The organism is Streptomyces sp. NPDC002671 (assembly GCF_053592475.1).
This window is the reverse complement of sequence record NZ_JBSFVU010000017.1, coordinates 49,366-64,420: the sequence shown is the minus strand read 5'-3', so window position 1 is coordinate 64,420 and position 15,055 is coordinate 49,366. Positions and strand designations below refer to the sequence as shown.

Below are 15,055 nucleotides of genomic sequence, written 5' to 3'. Positions count from 1 at the left end.
GCCGTCCTCGGCCGTCCTCGCTCGCCTCACCTCCCTCCCAACACGCCACCCGCGAGCCCGATCACGACGGGCAGCACGCCGATCGCGATGAAGGCGGGCAGGAAGCACAGCCCCACCGGCGCGGAGACCAGCACGGCCGCCCGGCGCGCCCGGGCCGTGGCGGTGCGGGACCACTCCGCGCGCGCGTCCGAGGCGAGGCGGGCGGCCGGTCCGGCCGCCGGGAGCCCGGACTCGTCGGCCCGGCGCAGCAGCCGCGCCAGCGCCCCGGCGCCCGGCAGCGCGGCCAACCGCCGCCAGGCGTCCGCCGGTTCGCCGCCGAGCCGCACCTCCGCCGCGCCCCGCGCCAGCTCCTCGCCGACGGGTCCGCCGAGGGCCTCCCCCACCGCCTGGGCGGCGATCACCGGGCCGGCACCGGCGGCGATGCATGCCGCCAGCAGGTCGGCGGCGAGCGGGAGTTGGCGTGCGGCCCGCGCGGTGTCGACCTCCGCCACGCGGCTCCCCTCCGGTTGGTGCCGGCGCCACCGCCACAGCGCCGCGCCGGTGACCAGCCCCAGCAGGGCCCCGGTGAACCCGCCGACCAGCACCCAGGCTCCGCACACCGCCCCGGCCGGGGGCAGCCATCGCCGTACGGCGCCCACAAGGCCGTAGGGCTGCCTGGGTGTCACCGCGAAGTGCGGGGCCAGCAGCTCGGCCACCCGACGCCGCGCCTGGCGTCGGCGCCGGACCAGGTCCAGCCGGTGGACCGACCAGCCCAGGGCCGTCACCGCGGCCACCGCCACCCCCAGCCTGTGGACGACTTCCCCGCTCATACTGCCTCCGCTCCCCGCACGATCCGGGCCGCCCACCACACCCCTGCCGCCTCGAACACCGCCCCGGCCACGAGGCAGCCCAGCCCGGCCCCGGTGTGCAGCAGGACCCGCAACGGGTGGGCACCCATCGCCGCGCCGAGCAGCAGCCCGAGGGCGGGCAGCGCGGCGAGCAGCAGTGCGGTGGTCCTGGCACCCGCCAACTGGGCGCGCAGGTCGGCTCGTTGGTCCTGTTCGGCACGCAGGGCCCCGTCCAGCCGGTCCAGGCCGGCCGCGAGTCCGGCGCCCTGGTCCACGGCCACCCGCCAGCACGCGGCGAGCCCCAGCAGACCTTCGGCGCCCGGTTGCCGGGCCGCCGCGGCGAGTGTGCCGGGCACGTCTCCGCCGAACCGGGCCGCGGCGGCCACCGCCGGCTGCGCGTCCCCCAGCCCGCCGGAGTCCCGCGCGGCCCGCAGCAGCGCCTCGCCGGGCTGCCGTCCGGCACGCACCTCCCCGGCGAGGGCACCGCACAGGGCGATCACCGCGTCCGCTCGCCGCTCCCTGGCCCGCCGGGCCTGCCGGGCCAGCCGCACCCGTCGCAGCACCGGCACTCCGGCCGCCCCCGCGAGGGCCGGGATCACCGAGGCGCCCAGCAGTGCGAGCAGCAGCCCGGCGGCGAGCGACCACCATTCGGCACCCAACCGGTCGTACCGCCGCCGGAGTTCGCCGAGGGCCTGCTCCCAGGAGGGCGGTCCGGTGGTCACCACTCCGCCGCCCGCGAGCAGCAACCGTGCCCGCCGCGTCCCGTAGTGCCGCCCCCCGAGCACCCACACCGCGCCCCCGAGGCACACCGCAGCCGCCACCCACATCTCACCCACCCCCATCTCACCCATCGCTCCGGTCACTCCGATCACTCCCGAACCCGCCCGTTCCGCCGAGCAGTCGCCGCAGCCGTTCCCAGCCGTGCTCCCTGGCGAAGGCCCGCTCCCCCCAGCGCAGCGCGGGTACCGTCCGCACCAGCCCCGTGGACTCCCGCTCCAGCACGTGCACTTCGGCGATCCGGCGCCGCCCGGACCGGTCCCGTGCGAGATGGAGCACCACGGAGACCGCCGCTGCCAGCTGGCTGTGCAGCGCGGCCCGGTCGAGCCCGGCCGCCGTGCCGAGCGCCTCCAGACGGGCCGGTACGTCCGCGGCGGCGTTGGCGTGGACAGTGCCGCAGCCGCCCTCGTGGCCGGTGTTGAGCGCGGCCAGCAGGTGCACCACCTCGGGGCCGCGCACCTCCCCGACGACCAGCCGGTCGGGCCGCATGCGCAGCGCCTGCCGGACGAGGTCCTCCAGGGTGACCAGGCCCGCGCCCTCCTGGTTGGCGGGCCGGGTCTCCAGCCGTACGACGTGCGGGTGGTCCGGTCTCAGCTCGGCCGAGTCCTCGGCGAGCACGATCCGTTCGCCCGGTCCGACCAGGCCGAGCAGGGCGCTCAGCAGGGTCGTCTTGCCGCTGCCGGTGCCGCCACTCACCAGGAAGCTCAGCCGGGCCGCCAGCAGCGCGCGCAGGATCCGGTCGCCGCCGGGCGGCACGGTGCCGGCCGCGACGAGTTCGTCGAGGGTGAACGCCCGGGGCCGTACGACCCGCAGGGACAGGCAGGTGCAGCCGACGGCCACCGGGGGCAGCACGGCGTGCAGCCGGGTCCCGTCCAGCAAGCAGACCAAAACACACGTGCGATTCGCGGAGGGCCCCGACATCATGGATCCAGTGATCACTACGGAGTACGACGGTTGCGGGCGGTGCCTGGTGGGTGTGCGCCGGCTCTCGCGGAAGTCAGACGCGTCTAACAGCCCCGAGAAGCAGTTAGAGCAGGTCCTCAAGGCCACAGAGGCTGTAGGTGGTCACGTCATCGCGTGGGCGGATGACTGGGAAGTATCCGGCGCTACCGACCCTTTCACGAGGCCAGGGCTTGGCCCTTGGCTCCGTGGCGAGGCTGGCCCCTACTCGGGCATCGTCGGAGCAGCAGTCGACCGGATCGGCCGCAATCAGCGAGACGTGCTCAACACCGCATACGCAATCCACGAGTCTGGCCGCCTGCTCATCACCTACGGCCACGATGGCCCGTGGAATCTCGACGACACCAACGACGAGATGCGTCTTTCCATGGAGTCATTTGGCGCACAAATGGAGTTGCGAGCCATCCAGAAGAGAAACCGCGAAGAGACCGTACGGGCTCGCGCCGCCGGGCAGCCGAAGCAAAAGAACCGCTACGGATATCGCTTCGTGCGACTGACTCCGACCGGAAGAGTTGACCACGTAGAAATCGACCCCATTCCGGCCAAGATTCTCCGAAAGGTCACAGAAAGGATCTTGGCCGACGAAACTGGAACGATAACCGTGCACACGGAAGCCGGACGCCTGAGCCGTGAGGGAATCCTATCGCCGGGGGATTACCGCAACAAAGCCAACGGTCGTGAAGTAAAGGGAAGCCCCTGGAGTACGGACACACTAAAGGAGTTGCTGACAGGAGAGGGATCTCTCGGTTACCTGATGCACAAAGGGCGCCCCGTAATCGGCCCCGACGGGCATCCTACGCGACTCGCTCCCCCTCTATGGGATCGCGCAATTCGCGATGCATTGATCAAGAAGACTGCCCCCAAACAGGAAAAGCCTCGAACCCCGAAGGGAACTTACCTCCTTACGGGAATGGCTTTCTGCGGGAATTGTGACGAAAAGGCCCACATCAGGAGGACCAAGCGAAGCATGCCGAAAAGCGCATACTGCTGCAATGCGCGCCTCCGTGGAGTGCCCGCGTCCAAGGACTGCAAACCCGCACCTGTAATTACTTGCGAGCGGCTTGACCAGGAGGTCACCAATTGGTTTCTCTCTAGGTACGGCAGCGGACAACTCATGAAGCGTCAATACGATCCCGGCACTGGGTACGCCGCTCGCATCGCAGAGCTAGAGGCAGACCGTAAACGTCTTCGCGACGACCGGTCAGCAGGTTTGTACGACGCCGACGACGACGCAGAATGGTACCGGAAGGAGTATGCGCGAATGGGGCGGGAAATATCTGAATTGAAGAAGCTTCCTGACCGGCCCGCAGGCATGCGCTTGGTGCCCACGGGAAAGACAGTCATGGATGAATGGAATAACGCCAAGGACAACGTGGCCCGGCGTGAACTCCTGAATGGGTTTGAGGTACGCGTGGAGATCTTCCCCACGAACGCCGAAGAACGCATTCGGATTACAGGTGCCGACATTCATTCTCAGGCCGCCTAGCACCGCCAAAGTGGGCCCCGGGCAAGGGGACAGGCTTGCCCGGGGCCCACTTGCAGCCTTAGTACCTAAATTGGAGCGACGGCAGAATATAGAGGATCGTCAAACCCGTTCGCGTCTTGAATTCCACAGACTCTAGCTTCAATCGACAGGGCACAGAACGCGAATCGCCATTGGCTGACATCTTGATCATCTCTTCGGGATTCCACATGTCGGAGCTGAAAAAGAATTCTCCGATCTCGGTTTCTCCGGACAAGATGAAGGTGATTCCCGCATCGGTAACATCCCTCACCAGGATCTCAACGACAGGAGATTCGGTCAGTACTTCCCATCGACCACGTGGGGAATCCTCGATGCCCCGCACTTCGCCGCCCAGCTTACGCGCCGTTACCTGCGCTACGTCTCGGGAATCTGTCGTCACACGCCATTCATGCAGCACCTCTCTTCGACCGCTGAGTACGCGGTCCGAGTGGAAGTGTCCCGCATATTCCCTACGCGGCATAATCCCACCCCTCGGCAGCCAAGTCCCTTCTGATTTCTCTCAGTGCTGCGAGATCTTCAGCGATGCCACACGCAATTTCTGCTTCTGCCGGCGAGTGCCCGGAGCCGACATAGCGCCAGGCTGATTCCGTGACGGTCTCTCGGCCCTCCAGGGCGAGCAAGCCGCCGCCCTGGTAGTCCGCCCGCACCGCTCGCAGCGCCCCGTAAGTGGTGGAGTACTGGCGTGATTTGGTGAGCACGTGGCCCCGGTAACCGAGCGCGTGAGCCCAGGCCCGCAGGTTCAGCGCCTCCAGCTCTGGCAGGCCGCCCAGGCGCCAGCAGGTGGCCATGAGCGCCCGCAGGTGGGCATTCACGGGGGCAAGACGGATGCTGTCGAAGTCCTGTATCCGGTAGTCGATGCCGCCCGAGTCGCCGACGCTCTTGGAAACGTATTTCGCGACGTAGGCCGCAACGGCGCTATCGGTCACGGCCGATTCGGTGAATGCGTCGCTGCGGATCGCGTGTGCGTCGCGCTGTTTGCCCCACTTGATGACCCGCTCACCGGTCGCAGGGGAATACGGGGTGTGTACCTCTACTTGGTCCGCAGCCGACCACACGGCATCTGACAGCAAGTCAGTTGTGGCCCACAGGGGCGGGGGCGACGAGGGACCGTCGGGCCCGTCGAGCCGGATAACCGCATGGAAGTGAACGGCGCCCCGGTCCTGGTATTCGGCGACTTTGGCAAAGGAGAGGGTCAGGTGTTCCCGCAGGCGGGTTTGCGTGATTCCTGCCGCCGTCGCCAAATGCCGCCTGAGCATGTGGCAATAGCGATTCCATAACTTGCCGGCGGAGGCGTGCCAGAGGACGTGTCCGGGGTAGTCGTAGCAGTCCCGGCACAGGGGTTGGCCCACCATGGAGTCGCTGTCGGTGTGCTTCTGACCGCAGCCCAGAGGCCGCCCGTGTTCGCAGACTCCGCCGTCCCGACGAGGACGGCACACCCCGCCGTCGTCAGCACGGTGGACAGCGCCGAATGAGGGAGCCGTGAGGGTGACGAAGAGCCGGGGGTGATGCCGAACGCCGTCAGCGACGCCCTTACCGCCGAGCAGGCCTGAGCGGACCAGATGGAACGTGTCGCCCGCGTGCAGATACGAGCAGGGCTCACAGCGCGTCTCGCGCCGGTTGCGGCACCGTACCGGCATCCGGCCGCCGGGTTCGCCGCTGGTGTCGTAGTGCCGCAGCACTTCCCCCGTGACGGCATCACGGGTCGTGGTGTGCCCGGCAAGGTAGATCGGGTGAGCGCACCCGCCAATGGACTTGATCTGATCGAGCCAGCGCGAGAATCCGGGTTCATGGACGAGCCGGATAAGGTCACGCTCGGTAGACGAAAGAAGGCGCAGACGCTCAGCCTCATTGAGGACTGAGCGCCGCGCCTCATCCGATATCACAGACATTCGGAGGCCCCCTTTCACGAGGAATAGGCGCGGCATTCATGGATTGACTCCGTCTTTGTCTCTACTCGGCTACGGCTTCAGCTCTGCTCGAATGATCTACGAAGAGTGTTTTGTGTTTTCGAGAGGCCCGAGGACAGTGCGACCGATTTCATCAGGGCCAGAGATAGGATTCCTTCACCCAGCCCCACCGTCCCGCGTTCGGCCCGCTGGTGACCTTGCCGTATCCCCAGTCGAATTTCTTGTTGCAGTACTCGGTGAAGTGCACGCCCTTATACAGGGTTCCGAGAGACGTGTAATTCGTTCCCGGACCACTGCGCAGGTTCACAGCCGTCGTGGTGGCCTCCTTCTGCGGGTAGGCCCATTCCCAGTCACATGCCCTGGGGAGGGCCGACGCCGAAGCAGTCGGGGCAGCGACCAGGGCGCCACCGATGAGAAGAGCGGTCGCGGCAGCGGCACCCACGATGCGCGTAGTGATGTTCATTCTTGTTCTCCTTGTTGATTCAGAGAGGTCAGCCGGTAAATAGGCCAACCATGGCCGAAACGATTTCCATCACGGGGTACGAAAACGGCGTCATTGCCAGCAGGAACCCGAACAGAGAAATCAGGGTTGCCTGATACCAGCGGATTTCCCGTGACCGCGCGGTAAGGACCACATACAGGAACAGGTACGAGTCGATGACCCATATCTGTGTCTGCGTCATTCCGCTGCACCTCCTTTCTCGAAAGTCACGGGGTCGGGCTGTGTCAGGAACGGGTTCACCGGGGGGTCCATCCGGGCGATCCCGGCCGCATCGGCGGTAGTGACGAGACGGGAACGGGCGCGCATCCACCGGCCGCCCATGGCGACCACGGCAACGCCCTGTTCGTCCTCGGTGATACTCAGGGCGGTGATCACGGCATCCGGATTGATGTCCCCCAAGGTCATCTCGGCTGACGCCTCGTCGTGCGCGCGGTGGGCGACACGTCCGCCGAGCTGGGCCCGCAGCGCGGTGACGCGGGAGCCGATGTCGGAGCCGACCCGCTGTCCCGCGATGACCAGGTGGACACCGAGCGCCGCGCCGAGCTGGGCGACCCGCAGCAGCAGCGTTCCGCACTGTTCCGCCTCGTCCTTCGAGGCCCGAGAGCCGTCAGTGAGGTACAGCTCTGCCAGCTCATCCACCATCACGACGAGGGGTACCGGCCGCTGTTCCTCGGGCAGTTCCCAGACGGACCGCTTACCCCACGCACGGCAGCGACTCATGCGCGCCTGAATCTCTTCCACCACGCCGGACAGCAGACCGACCGCCCCCGTCCGGTCGATGGCCAGCGCGGAGAGCCGCCCGCCGAACAGGCCAAGTTCCATGCCGCCCTTGCAGTCGATACCGACCAGGGCAACTGACTGAGGTGCCAGCGCAAGCACCAGCGCCGCCAGGAGCGACGATTTCCCGGACTGTGTGGCGCCCGTGATCAGCCAGTGCGGCACGCGCCGCAGGTCGATCACCCACGGCTCGCCGTCCTCGATTCGGCCCACGTCCGCCGACAGCAGCTCCGCAGCCGGCGCACGGACAGACGTGAGGTCACCGGTCAGCGGATCAAGGGCCGTGACATGGATCAGCACCTGTCCCCGACGCGGGGAGGTGACCCGCACCCCGTGCACGTGCCAGGCGTGTTCCATGGCACGGGCCGCCGCGAAGTACGGCGCCGGAGTCTGCCCCGGATGCAGCAGCACCCGCAGCGTCAACCCGGTTTTCGTCGGCACCGGCCACGAGAGCCGAGGAGGCCTGGGCCGCAGCGCCTGCCCCTGCACCACGAGATCACGGCCGATCACCCGGCGGTCCGGCGACGTGCTCACCGACAACCCGTTGAGCTGCGTCAGCCGCCGCCAGGTCGTCAGGATGCGCAGCGCGGTTCCGGGGTAGCCGACCAGCCACCACCTCCACGGCCACCGCCTCACCGGGATGCCCCGAGCCGCAAGACGCGGTTCCCACCAGCGCTGTGTCACCACGCCCACCAGGAGCAGCGCCATCAGGACCCAGACCACCGGGGACGCAGGCATCAGCCGTCCCCTTCCTTGGTCCGGGCCAGGACCAGCCGGGCGCGCATCATGGCCGTCTCGGCGTGACGAGCCGTCAGGCCGAGGAGGAAGCGAAGGGTGGGGATGTCGTCGGACGTAGCGAGCAGCGCCTCAGCGCCGGCCAGCGTCCGCAGGTCCCGCAGCAGCGAGCCGAAATGCCCGTCGACGCAGAACACCGGGTCGTCGCGGTCCGCAACCTCCCCGTCGTCCGCCTCGTCAGCGCCGACCGCCGCCCGCATCTCCTTGGCCATGCGGGCAGCCTCGTCAGCGATCACGGCCGCGCACGGGTCCTTGCACGCGAACACCTGTGACTCATTCGCAGGCGACCGACCCACCGGAATCGAGGTGATCTTCGCCGTGAGGAAGTCTGCGTTGCACACCACGCAGGCCATGCCGTCCGCCTGCCGGGCGTTCAGGTGCCAGAAGTACCGTTCCATCACGCGTCACCGCCCGCCGACTTTCCGCGCGGGCCGGCCGCCGGAGCCGTCGAGGCGGGAGCGCCACCGGAGCCGGACACGGGTGTGATCGCATCGGCCCGGTAGGTGGTGCCGCTACGGCCGTCCACCGCCCAGTCGTTGGCCCACAGGTTCGTGACCCTGACCTCACTGCCCTCCGTGAGGCCCTGCGGCTGTCCGCTGGTGACAACGTGAACGACGTCTGTACGCCGTCCCTCCGCCTGCCGCACCGACAGGCCCGTGATCCACAGCGGGTTTCCCTCACGATCCCTACGCGTCTCTCCTTCCGGCGTCGTACGCGGTTCCGGAGCGATCACACAGCGGATCGCGCCGAGCCGAGCAACATCAATCGGCTTGTTGTCCAAGGGGATTCACCTCTCTCCAGTACATCACGCACCCAGCCACTCATCCGGATGAGTTGGGGCGATCATCTTGACTCGCCATCGAAGCAGGGTCAACCACTTATCCGGATGAGTGAAGCAGGGGTGTGCGGCAGAGGGTCAACCACTTATCCTCATGAGTGCGCGGCGTATACCAGGCGGCACTGACAACGACCACTGACCAGCAGCTCAGCTTGAAGCCGTACGAGTACTCACACCCCCCGACCCGCGAAGGACACGAGCCATGGCAGCCCGAGAGCACATCGAACGCGCCCCGTCCATGTACTTGCAGGTAGCTCAGCGCATGGCCACCGACATCAAACGAGGTCGCTACCAGGCCGGCGATCTCCTGCCGTCCGAGTCGGAGATGGTGAAGATGTACGGCATCGGCAAGCACACCGCGCGTGCCGCCGTCGCCGAGCTGCGCCGCATGGGACTGGTTGAGTCCTTGCAGGGCAAGGGCAGCAGGGTACTTCCCACCGGCGGAGTTCTCCCCGCCACCCGCGTTGACCGGTCCATCCAACGCAGTACGAAGGGCAGTTGGCACCTGCCGGAGATGACAGAGACGGAACCGCCCGCCGTCACCAGGACCGCGCTGGACGGCCCCCCCGCACTGCTACTGGACCAGCAGGACCAAGACGCCATCAACGTAGACCGCCTGATCCACGACCCGGCCACCGGCGCCCGCATGGCCCACCGTGTTCTGATCCCGATGGCCACCGCCGCCGAGGTGCCCACTCTGGCCGAGCAGCCAGACGCCGAGATCATCGACCTGTACCGGCAGCTTGCCGAAGCCGGACTCCGCCTGTCGTTCACCGAGCACGTCACCGCCCGCGCCCCCTATCCCGACGAGCGGACCGCACTCGGACTCAGCGACGCCAGCCCCCTCCTGATCACCTACCGCGTGACCACCGACGCGGACCAGAGCCGCCCGTTGCTGTGCGAGGAGTTGAAGGCCCCCGCCGCCATGTGCCAGCTCACCTACCCCGTGACCCCGACGAAGTCAGCCGTCAAGCGCGCCGCCCGCCAACGATCCGAATCGGAGTAACTTCTCTTTACTTACTCAAGGGCGCGCCTTCGGCGCGCCGGGGCGGCCCTGCCGCCCCGGCCGGGCGTGCGGCCTTCGGCCGGTCCCGTCCGGGCGGCAGCCGCCCGACACCACCACCGCACCCGACCAAGCAGAGAAGCCCCCCGTGGAATCGTCGCGGGGGGCTCTGTCGTCTGCTCTGTCGGCCACCGGGGATAGTGAGCTACACGGCCGCCAGGCCCCGCACTCCCCCATCACGGGCCCCAACTCGGCACGGTGGCCACAGTGGTTCACCAAGGGCGCCAACGCCGCTCACCGTGGCATCCAGTGCCGTGACGAACGGGGTTGCGGGCGGTGGTACCAGGGGCGCTACAGCGCACCCCTGGACCCCGCCCACGCGTGGCAACCTCACGCGCGAACAAGGTTTCGTCATGGTCAAGATCCGTGCGCGCGTGAGGTCACCACGCACACGATCTCACACGGTGCCGCCGTCGTCAGGAGCTGTAGCCGACGACCCGCAGTCAGCCGGCACCAAGACGCCGAGGCAGCCTCACCCGCTAGTTCCGGCAGGTCCGTGCGTGCCTCTCAGCGGCGAACCGAGCAGGACCCGCACCCGTGATCAGGATCGGCCGCCGGCACCCCTCACACCGTATGAACTCCCCACGCCGATCCGTCTCGACCCACACACGCGAGCCCGCCGCCGTACGCCAGTCATCCCGCCCCATCCCGTCTGCCCTTCCCTCTCGTTCCAGCACTCGCGCAAGCAACCGAGCGCCCTCCGGACACAGCCACACCACCGGCTCACCGTGCGCCCCCGCATGGGGCACCGCTCGCACCGCCCGTGCGTCCATGCCTAATTCGCCTAACCTGTCGTTCAGTTCCTGGGCCGCCTCGTCCGCCTCACGCCAGCCTGACAGGTAGTCAACTCCCGGCACGAACACAGCATCGTCAGGGCCGCCGTACCCCGCCCCCGGAGCGTTCACCATCGCACACCTTTCCGGCCCCCTCCCCGCCGTCCCCGGAGGCCACCCCGTTCGAGATCGAACATATTTCCGCAAAGGCCAAATAGGCCAGCAGACTATGCCCCTGCATGCTGCGAGCACACGGCTACACACAGTCAAAATCTGAAACGCCACTAACAAACACAAGATCTACACATTTCTGCCACATGCTCAACGCAAGCCAAGTGGACACACAGGAAGCGGCCCCCTCCCCGCCATCGAGACAGAGAGGGGGCCACCCATCACTTCAACCCTCCGGAGTGGCGAGTCAGTAGAGGTACGCCTCCGTGACCCACCCGACATAACCGCCCGGCAGGCCACCAGCCGAATCGGTCTGCAACATCACCTCGTCCCAGACCTGGCCCGTGCCGTCGTAGGCGGAGGTGACGACCTGCACCAGCTGCCCCTCGTAGATCAGGCCGAGTATCGTCCGATCGGTTCCCGGGCCCGTGCGCACCCGCAACCCGTCGACCGTCGCCGACTTGAACACGGACCGGTCCGTGTTGTACGTCGTGCCGCTTCCGCCCGTCCGGCCGGACGAGTACCCCGGATCCGGGATCATCGCCGATGCCGTCGAGACGCCCACCAGGCCGACGCCGGCCACCAGCGCCCCCGACACCACCAGCGTCCGCAGTGCCTTACGCCCCATGATCGAAATCCCTTCGACTCGAAGAGGACGAGCAGCCACCGACCCATCAGCCGCTAGCCACTCATCCGGATGAGTGGCTAGCATCCATCGCCACCCCTGAGGAGGTCAACCACTTATCCGGATAAGCTGCCGCGACTGGAGTTCGGTGCAGGCAGTACGACGAAAGCCCCGACGCATCCTCTCCCAAGGCGGAGACGCGACGGGGCCTTCGTTGACGCGACCTTGTAGGCGGTACGCAGGTCAAGCAGTTCAGACGACGCCGAACCCTCCGGCCTGGACGCACCTCATGAAGGAAGAGAACGCATCGGCGGGGAACTCCAGCACCGCGCCAGCAGGCGTCTTGGAGTCGCGGACGGGGACCACACCGCGCGAGGCGGCGAGGTTCGTGGCGACCTCAATGCAGTTGCCGCCGTTGTTGCTGTAAGAAGACTTGAACCAGCGGGGGGATTCGGTCGTCACGGGGTGCCCTTTCGTACCTGGCTGATCATGGCCACAGATGCCGCCTGAGAGAGCGATTCGGCCTGTAGTTGATGGTAGGCCGTCAGCATGGGCAGCACGGAGGGGGTTTCACGGTCGAGATGCCCCTGAGCTTGCGACTCGGCATAGGCGACCAAGGATCGGTCAGGGAGCGTAAGCAGGTTCACTGGTAGGTCGAACGGACGACGCTCGCCTATGTCGAACGGCGCAACCTGTAGCACCGTGTTAGGGCGAGCGGCGAACTCGACCAAGCTTTCAAGCTGAGCATCCATGACCTCACGGCCGCCGACGGGTCGCCGGATGCAACTTTCGTCCATGACGACGAACATCATGGGAGGGCGAGGGTGCTCTAGCGCTTCCTGTCGCTCCGCCAGGAACGAGACACGTTCAGCAGCTTGCTCGGGCGTGATGGCACCGCGCTGCACGGCGCTGTCCGCCAGGACCCGCGCGTATGCCGGCGTCTGCAACAGACCGGGCACGATCCCGATTTCGTACAGCCGGATCTCTACCGCTCGCCCCTCGTAGCCAACGTACTCCGGGAAGCCCTCCAGCAAGGCACCATGGCGAATCTCGCGCCACTTGCGTTCGAACATGTCGCCCGTGCCGAACGCTAGGTCTGCACTACGCGAGAAGCGCAAGGTCGGCATCTTCCGACCAGTTTCGACCGATGAAATATGCGAGCTGGAATATTCCATCTTGGCTGCTAAGTCCTCCTGCCTCCAGCCCTGTTCCTCTCGTGAGCTGCGTAGAAGCGCCCCGAAGGCTGCTTGGGGCGAGCTGTCTGCATCCAACTCCCGTCGGTTCAAGGGACCTTCACCAACCTTTCTTCCGCCTCTGACAAGTTGAATGGTTCCCGACTGTAGGCCACGCTGAACCGCCCTGGTAGTGGAAGCACTACGGAGAGGAGCGGTCGTGTCTGGCAAGAACGACCCCGCCCAGTGGCAGGGGCCCCCGCACGTTCCCAGCCCTGGCACGCTCGTGGTGGACGTGCATGATCGGGTCGGCGAGTTCCGGGGCGTGGCGTACGGATACTGGTTCCTGCGTCCGGTCACGGGCGGCAAGGAATGGTCGGTTGCCCCGGATGAGGTACAGCCGGCGAGCCCCGCGCAGCGCTTGCAGGCCGAGACTGCCCGCGCGAATGCGCGTAGCCGGGGTGAGCTGCTGTGAGTATCCGAACCCGCCGCAACTTCGCCTCTTCCAACATGACCAGCCAGCCGGATCCAGCGGGCTACTGGTGCGAAGTGCTCGCCGAGGGACTCGTATACGGCACGGGCCAGACGGCGCGATACGTCTTAGGTACCTTCCAGACCATTTCCCCCATGCTCGCGCTGCGGTGGCTCCGTGGCGAGGCACGGCGCATTGCCGATCGACTCGACCCCGACCCGGCACATTCGCCGTGGTTCGTGCCGACCGAATGCGAAGCGGCACCCGAACACGACTGCCCCACCGAGTTACGTGTGTGGTGCGAGGGACGAGAAGACCAGCGCGCGGCCCGTGATCGCATCAAGGCCGGCGACCCGCTGATCGTCGTGGTCCCCGACGCGGACTGTCTCTACACGCTGTCCGTCTGGCCCATGCGGAAGAACTTCGATTCCCCCAGCCCCCGCCCTGGTTGTGCGAGCCACAGGAAGACCGCTCAGGCGGGTTGGCCACCACGACCAGGGCGGGCCACCAGTGCAGCCCCAGAGTTCCGCTGCTCTGAGACTCCGCCCTCGCCACATTGATTCGCTCTGTGACGGGGGCGGGCACTACCCCCGAGCCCGACCCGGCCGGGATCGCCCAGCAGAAAGGGACGCGGAGATGACCGCGACCACAGAACACAACACCAGAGAGCCCGAGACCGGAAGCAACACCGAAACCGCCGAGCCGACCGCCCCGGACGACCAGGACGACAACGAGCACCAGGACGACGCCGCCGCATCGCTCGGCGGATACCTGCTGCTCATCGGATAACGGCAGCCGTCCGGCCCCGGAAGCCCACACACCGCAAGCGGAAGGAATCAGCACGGTGACGACACTCCTTGAACCGCCCGCCGCATCCCCGACCGCCGGCATCCAGTCCCTTGAACTGGAGATCACCGGTAAGTGCCAGCTCACGTGCACGCACTGTCTGTCCGAGTCCAGCCCGCAGGCAACACACGGAACGATGACCCTCTCGGAATGGCGCACGGTGATCACGGACGCCGCTGCACTCGGCATCCGGACCATCCAGCTCATTGGAGGTGAGCCGACCGTTCACCCGCACTGGCAGGAGTTCACCGAACTGGGCTTGTCACTCGGGCTGCACGTCGAGGTGTATTCGAACCTCTACCACGTCAAGCCCGAGTGGTGGGACCTGTTCACCCGCGAAGGCGTGACGCTCGGTACGAGCTACTACAGCGACGACCCCACCGAGCACGACAAGATCACAGGGCGGAAGGGGAGTTACGTCCGCACCCGGTGCCACATCCGCGAAGCCGTGAACCGAGGCGTGACCATCCGGGCCGGGATCGTTGACATCCTGCCGGAGCAGCACGCAGCCGAAGCCCGCGCCGAGCTGGAATCCATGGGCGTGAAGCACATCAACACTGACCGAGTGCGCGCCGTCGGGCGCGCCGCACTGCCCGGCACGAAACCTACGTTGGGCGAGATGTGCGGACGGTGCACGCGCGGACGTGCCGCCATCCTCCCGAACGGGGACCTTGCCGGTTGCGTGCTCTCGCGCGACTTCCCGGCGGGCAATGTGCGGGAAACCCCGCTCGCCGAGCTGTTTCGCGGGAAGGCATGGGGGGAGCTCTCGGCAAGCATCCCTCCCCCGCGAGCGAACGCGTGCCCGCCCGACGACAGCGGGGATTGCGACCCCGCCAACACCGAAGCGTGTGACCCCGCGTTCTGACTTGGAAGGCCCCGCAACATGGATTGGCATGGCAAGGCGAGCACCCTTGCGGACCGAGTGACCGACCCGGATTCGCGGTGGCTTGCCCCCGTGGTGCGCGTCGCACGTCACCAACTTGTCCCGCGCTGGTGGGACGTGGACGACTCGGGACGATGGGTAC

Annotated in this window: 17 protein-coding genes and 1 pseudogene; 5 read left to right on the top strand and 13 right to left on the bottom strand. The window is 67.2% G+C overall.

Translation table 11 applies throughout. The annotated features are described in order from the left end of the window. Positions 1-26: 26 nt before the first annotated feature. From ACWD35_RS25555 to ACWD35_RS25545, 3 genes and pseudogenes are all read right to left on the bottom strand, one after another. Entirely contained in the window at positions 27-809 is a 783-nt protein-coding gene (locus tag ACWD35_RS25555) for a type II secretion system F family protein (protein WP_451353619.1), read from the bottom strand. Next, on the bottom strand, positions 806-1,678 hold the full coding sequence (locus ACWD35_RS25550; protein ID WP_451353743.1) for a type II secretion system F family protein: 873 nt from the start codon (positions 1,676-1,678) through the stop codon (positions 806-808). The genes ACWD35_RS25555 and ACWD35_RS25550 overlap by 4 nt, the downstream gene beginning before the upstream one ends. Beyond that, positions 1,671-2,483: pseudogene (locus tag ACWD35_RS25545) on the bottom strand (ATPase, T2SS/T4P/T4SS family); the annotation flags it as partial. The pseudogene ACWD35_RS25545 and the gene ACWD35_RS25550, both read right to left, overlap by 8 nt. Positions 2,484-2,526: 43 nt before the next feature. Between ACWD35_RS25545 and ACWD35_RS25540 the strand changes: the two are divergent. Continuing rightward, positions 2,527-4,050: a recombinase family protein gene (locus ACWD35_RS25540; RefSeq protein ID WP_451353618.1), complete on the top strand. Its 1,524-nt coding sequence runs from the start codon at positions 2,527-2,529 to the stop codon at positions 4,048-4,050. Between the two features lie 58 nt (positions 4,051-4,108). Here the strand turns inward: ACWD35_RS25540 and ACWD35_RS25535 are convergent, their stop codons facing one another. From ACWD35_RS25535 to ACWD35_RS25505, 7 genes are all read right to left on the bottom strand, one after another. Next, on the bottom strand, positions 4,109-4,468 hold the full coding sequence (locus ACWD35_RS25535; RefSeq protein WP_451353617.1) for a hypothetical protein: 360 nt from the start codon (positions 4,466-4,468) through the stop codon (positions 4,109-4,111). 70 nt (positions 4,469-4,538) lie between these two features. Continuing rightward, positions 4,539-5,978, bottom strand: coding sequence for a replication initiator (locus ACWD35_RS25530; RefSeq protein WP_451353616.1), 1,440 nt, complete (start codon positions 5,976-5,978; stop codon positions 4,539-4,541). A 151-nt stretch (positions 5,979-6,129) separates the two neighbouring features. Beyond that, entirely contained in the window at positions 6,130-6,459 is a 330-nt protein-coding gene (locus ACWD35_RS25525; protein WP_451353615.1) for an SH3 domain-containing protein, read from the bottom strand. 28 nt (positions 6,460-6,487) lie between these two features. After that, on the bottom strand, positions 6,488-6,679 hold the full coding sequence (locus tag ACWD35_RS25520; protein WP_451353614.1) for a hypothetical protein: 192 nt from the start codon (positions 6,677-6,679) through the stop codon (positions 6,488-6,490). Beyond that, positions 6,676-8,013 carry an FtsK/SpoIIIE domain-containing protein gene (locus tag ACWD35_RS25515; protein ID WP_451353613.1) on the bottom strand — a complete coding sequence of 446 codons (1,338 nt, stop codon included), beginning with the start codon at positions 8,011-8,013 and terminating at the stop codon, positions 6,676-6,678. Before ACWD35_RS25515 ends, ACWD35_RS25520 begins: the two co-directional genes overlap by 4 nt. Continuing rightward, entirely contained in the window at positions 8,013-8,468 is a 456-nt protein-coding gene (locus ACWD35_RS25510) for a hypothetical protein (RefSeq protein WP_451353612.1), read from the bottom strand. Before ACWD35_RS25510 ends, ACWD35_RS25515 begins: the two co-directional genes overlap by 1 nt. Further along, positions 8,468-8,851: a hypothetical protein gene (locus tag ACWD35_RS25505; protein WP_451353611.1), complete on the bottom strand. Its 384-nt coding sequence runs from the start codon at positions 8,849-8,851 to the stop codon at positions 8,468-8,470. Before ACWD35_RS25505 ends, ACWD35_RS25510 begins: the two co-directional genes overlap by 1 nt. A gap of 259 nt (positions 8,852-9,110) precedes the next feature. Here ACWD35_RS25505 and ACWD35_RS25500 point away from each other — a divergent pair, with 259 nt between their 5' ends. After that, on the top strand, positions 9,111-9,914 hold the full coding sequence (locus ACWD35_RS25500; RefSeq protein ID WP_451353610.1) for a GntR family transcriptional regulator: 804 nt from the start codon (positions 9,111-9,113) through the stop codon (positions 9,912-9,914). A 1,248-nt stretch (positions 9,915-11,162) separates the two neighbouring features. Here the strand turns inward: ACWD35_RS25500 and ACWD35_RS25495 are convergent. The 3 genes from ACWD35_RS25495 to ACWD35_RS25485 all read right to left on the bottom strand — a co-directional run bounded on the left by ACWD35_RS25495 (position 11,163) and on the right by ACWD35_RS25485 (position 12,826). Continuing rightward, entirely contained in the window at positions 11,163-11,543 is a 381-nt protein-coding gene (locus ACWD35_RS25495; protein WP_451353609.1) for an SH3 domain-containing protein, read from the bottom strand. A 249-nt stretch (positions 11,544-11,792) separates the two neighbouring features. Next, positions 11,793-12,002: a DUF397 domain-containing protein gene (locus tag ACWD35_RS25490; protein ID WP_451353608.1), complete on the bottom strand. Its 210-nt coding sequence runs from the start codon at positions 12,000-12,002 to the stop codon at positions 11,793-11,795. Beyond that, positions 11,999-12,826 carry a helix-turn-helix domain-containing protein gene (locus ACWD35_RS25485; protein WP_451353607.1) on the bottom strand — a complete coding sequence of 276 codons (828 nt, stop codon included), beginning with the start codon at positions 12,824-12,826 and terminating at the stop codon, positions 11,999-12,001. Before ACWD35_RS25485 ends, ACWD35_RS25490 begins: the two co-directional genes overlap by 4 nt. Positions 12,827-12,932: 106 nt before the next feature. Between ACWD35_RS25485 and ACWD35_RS25480 the strand changes: the two genes are divergently transcribed. The 3 genes from ACWD35_RS25480 (at position 12,933) to ACWD35_RS25470 (ending at position 14,895) form a co-directional block, all read left to right on the top strand. Next, a complete protein-coding gene (locus ACWD35_RS25480; protein WP_451353606.1) occupies positions 12,933-13,187 on the top strand; it encodes a hypothetical protein in 255 nt (84 codons plus the stop codon). Positions 13,188-13,820: 633 nt separating this feature from the next. Beyond that, on the top strand, positions 13,821-13,973 hold the full coding sequence (locus ACWD35_RS25475) for a hypothetical protein (protein WP_451353605.1): 153 nt from the start codon (positions 13,821-13,823) through the stop codon (positions 13,971-13,973). A 55-nt stretch (positions 13,974-14,028) separates the two neighbouring features. Further along, positions 14,029-14,895, top strand: a complete 867-nt coding sequence (locus ACWD35_RS25470; protein ID WP_451353604.1) for a radical SAM protein — start codon at positions 14,029-14,031, stop codon at positions 14,893-14,895. Positions 14,896-15,055: the final 160 nt, after the last annotated feature.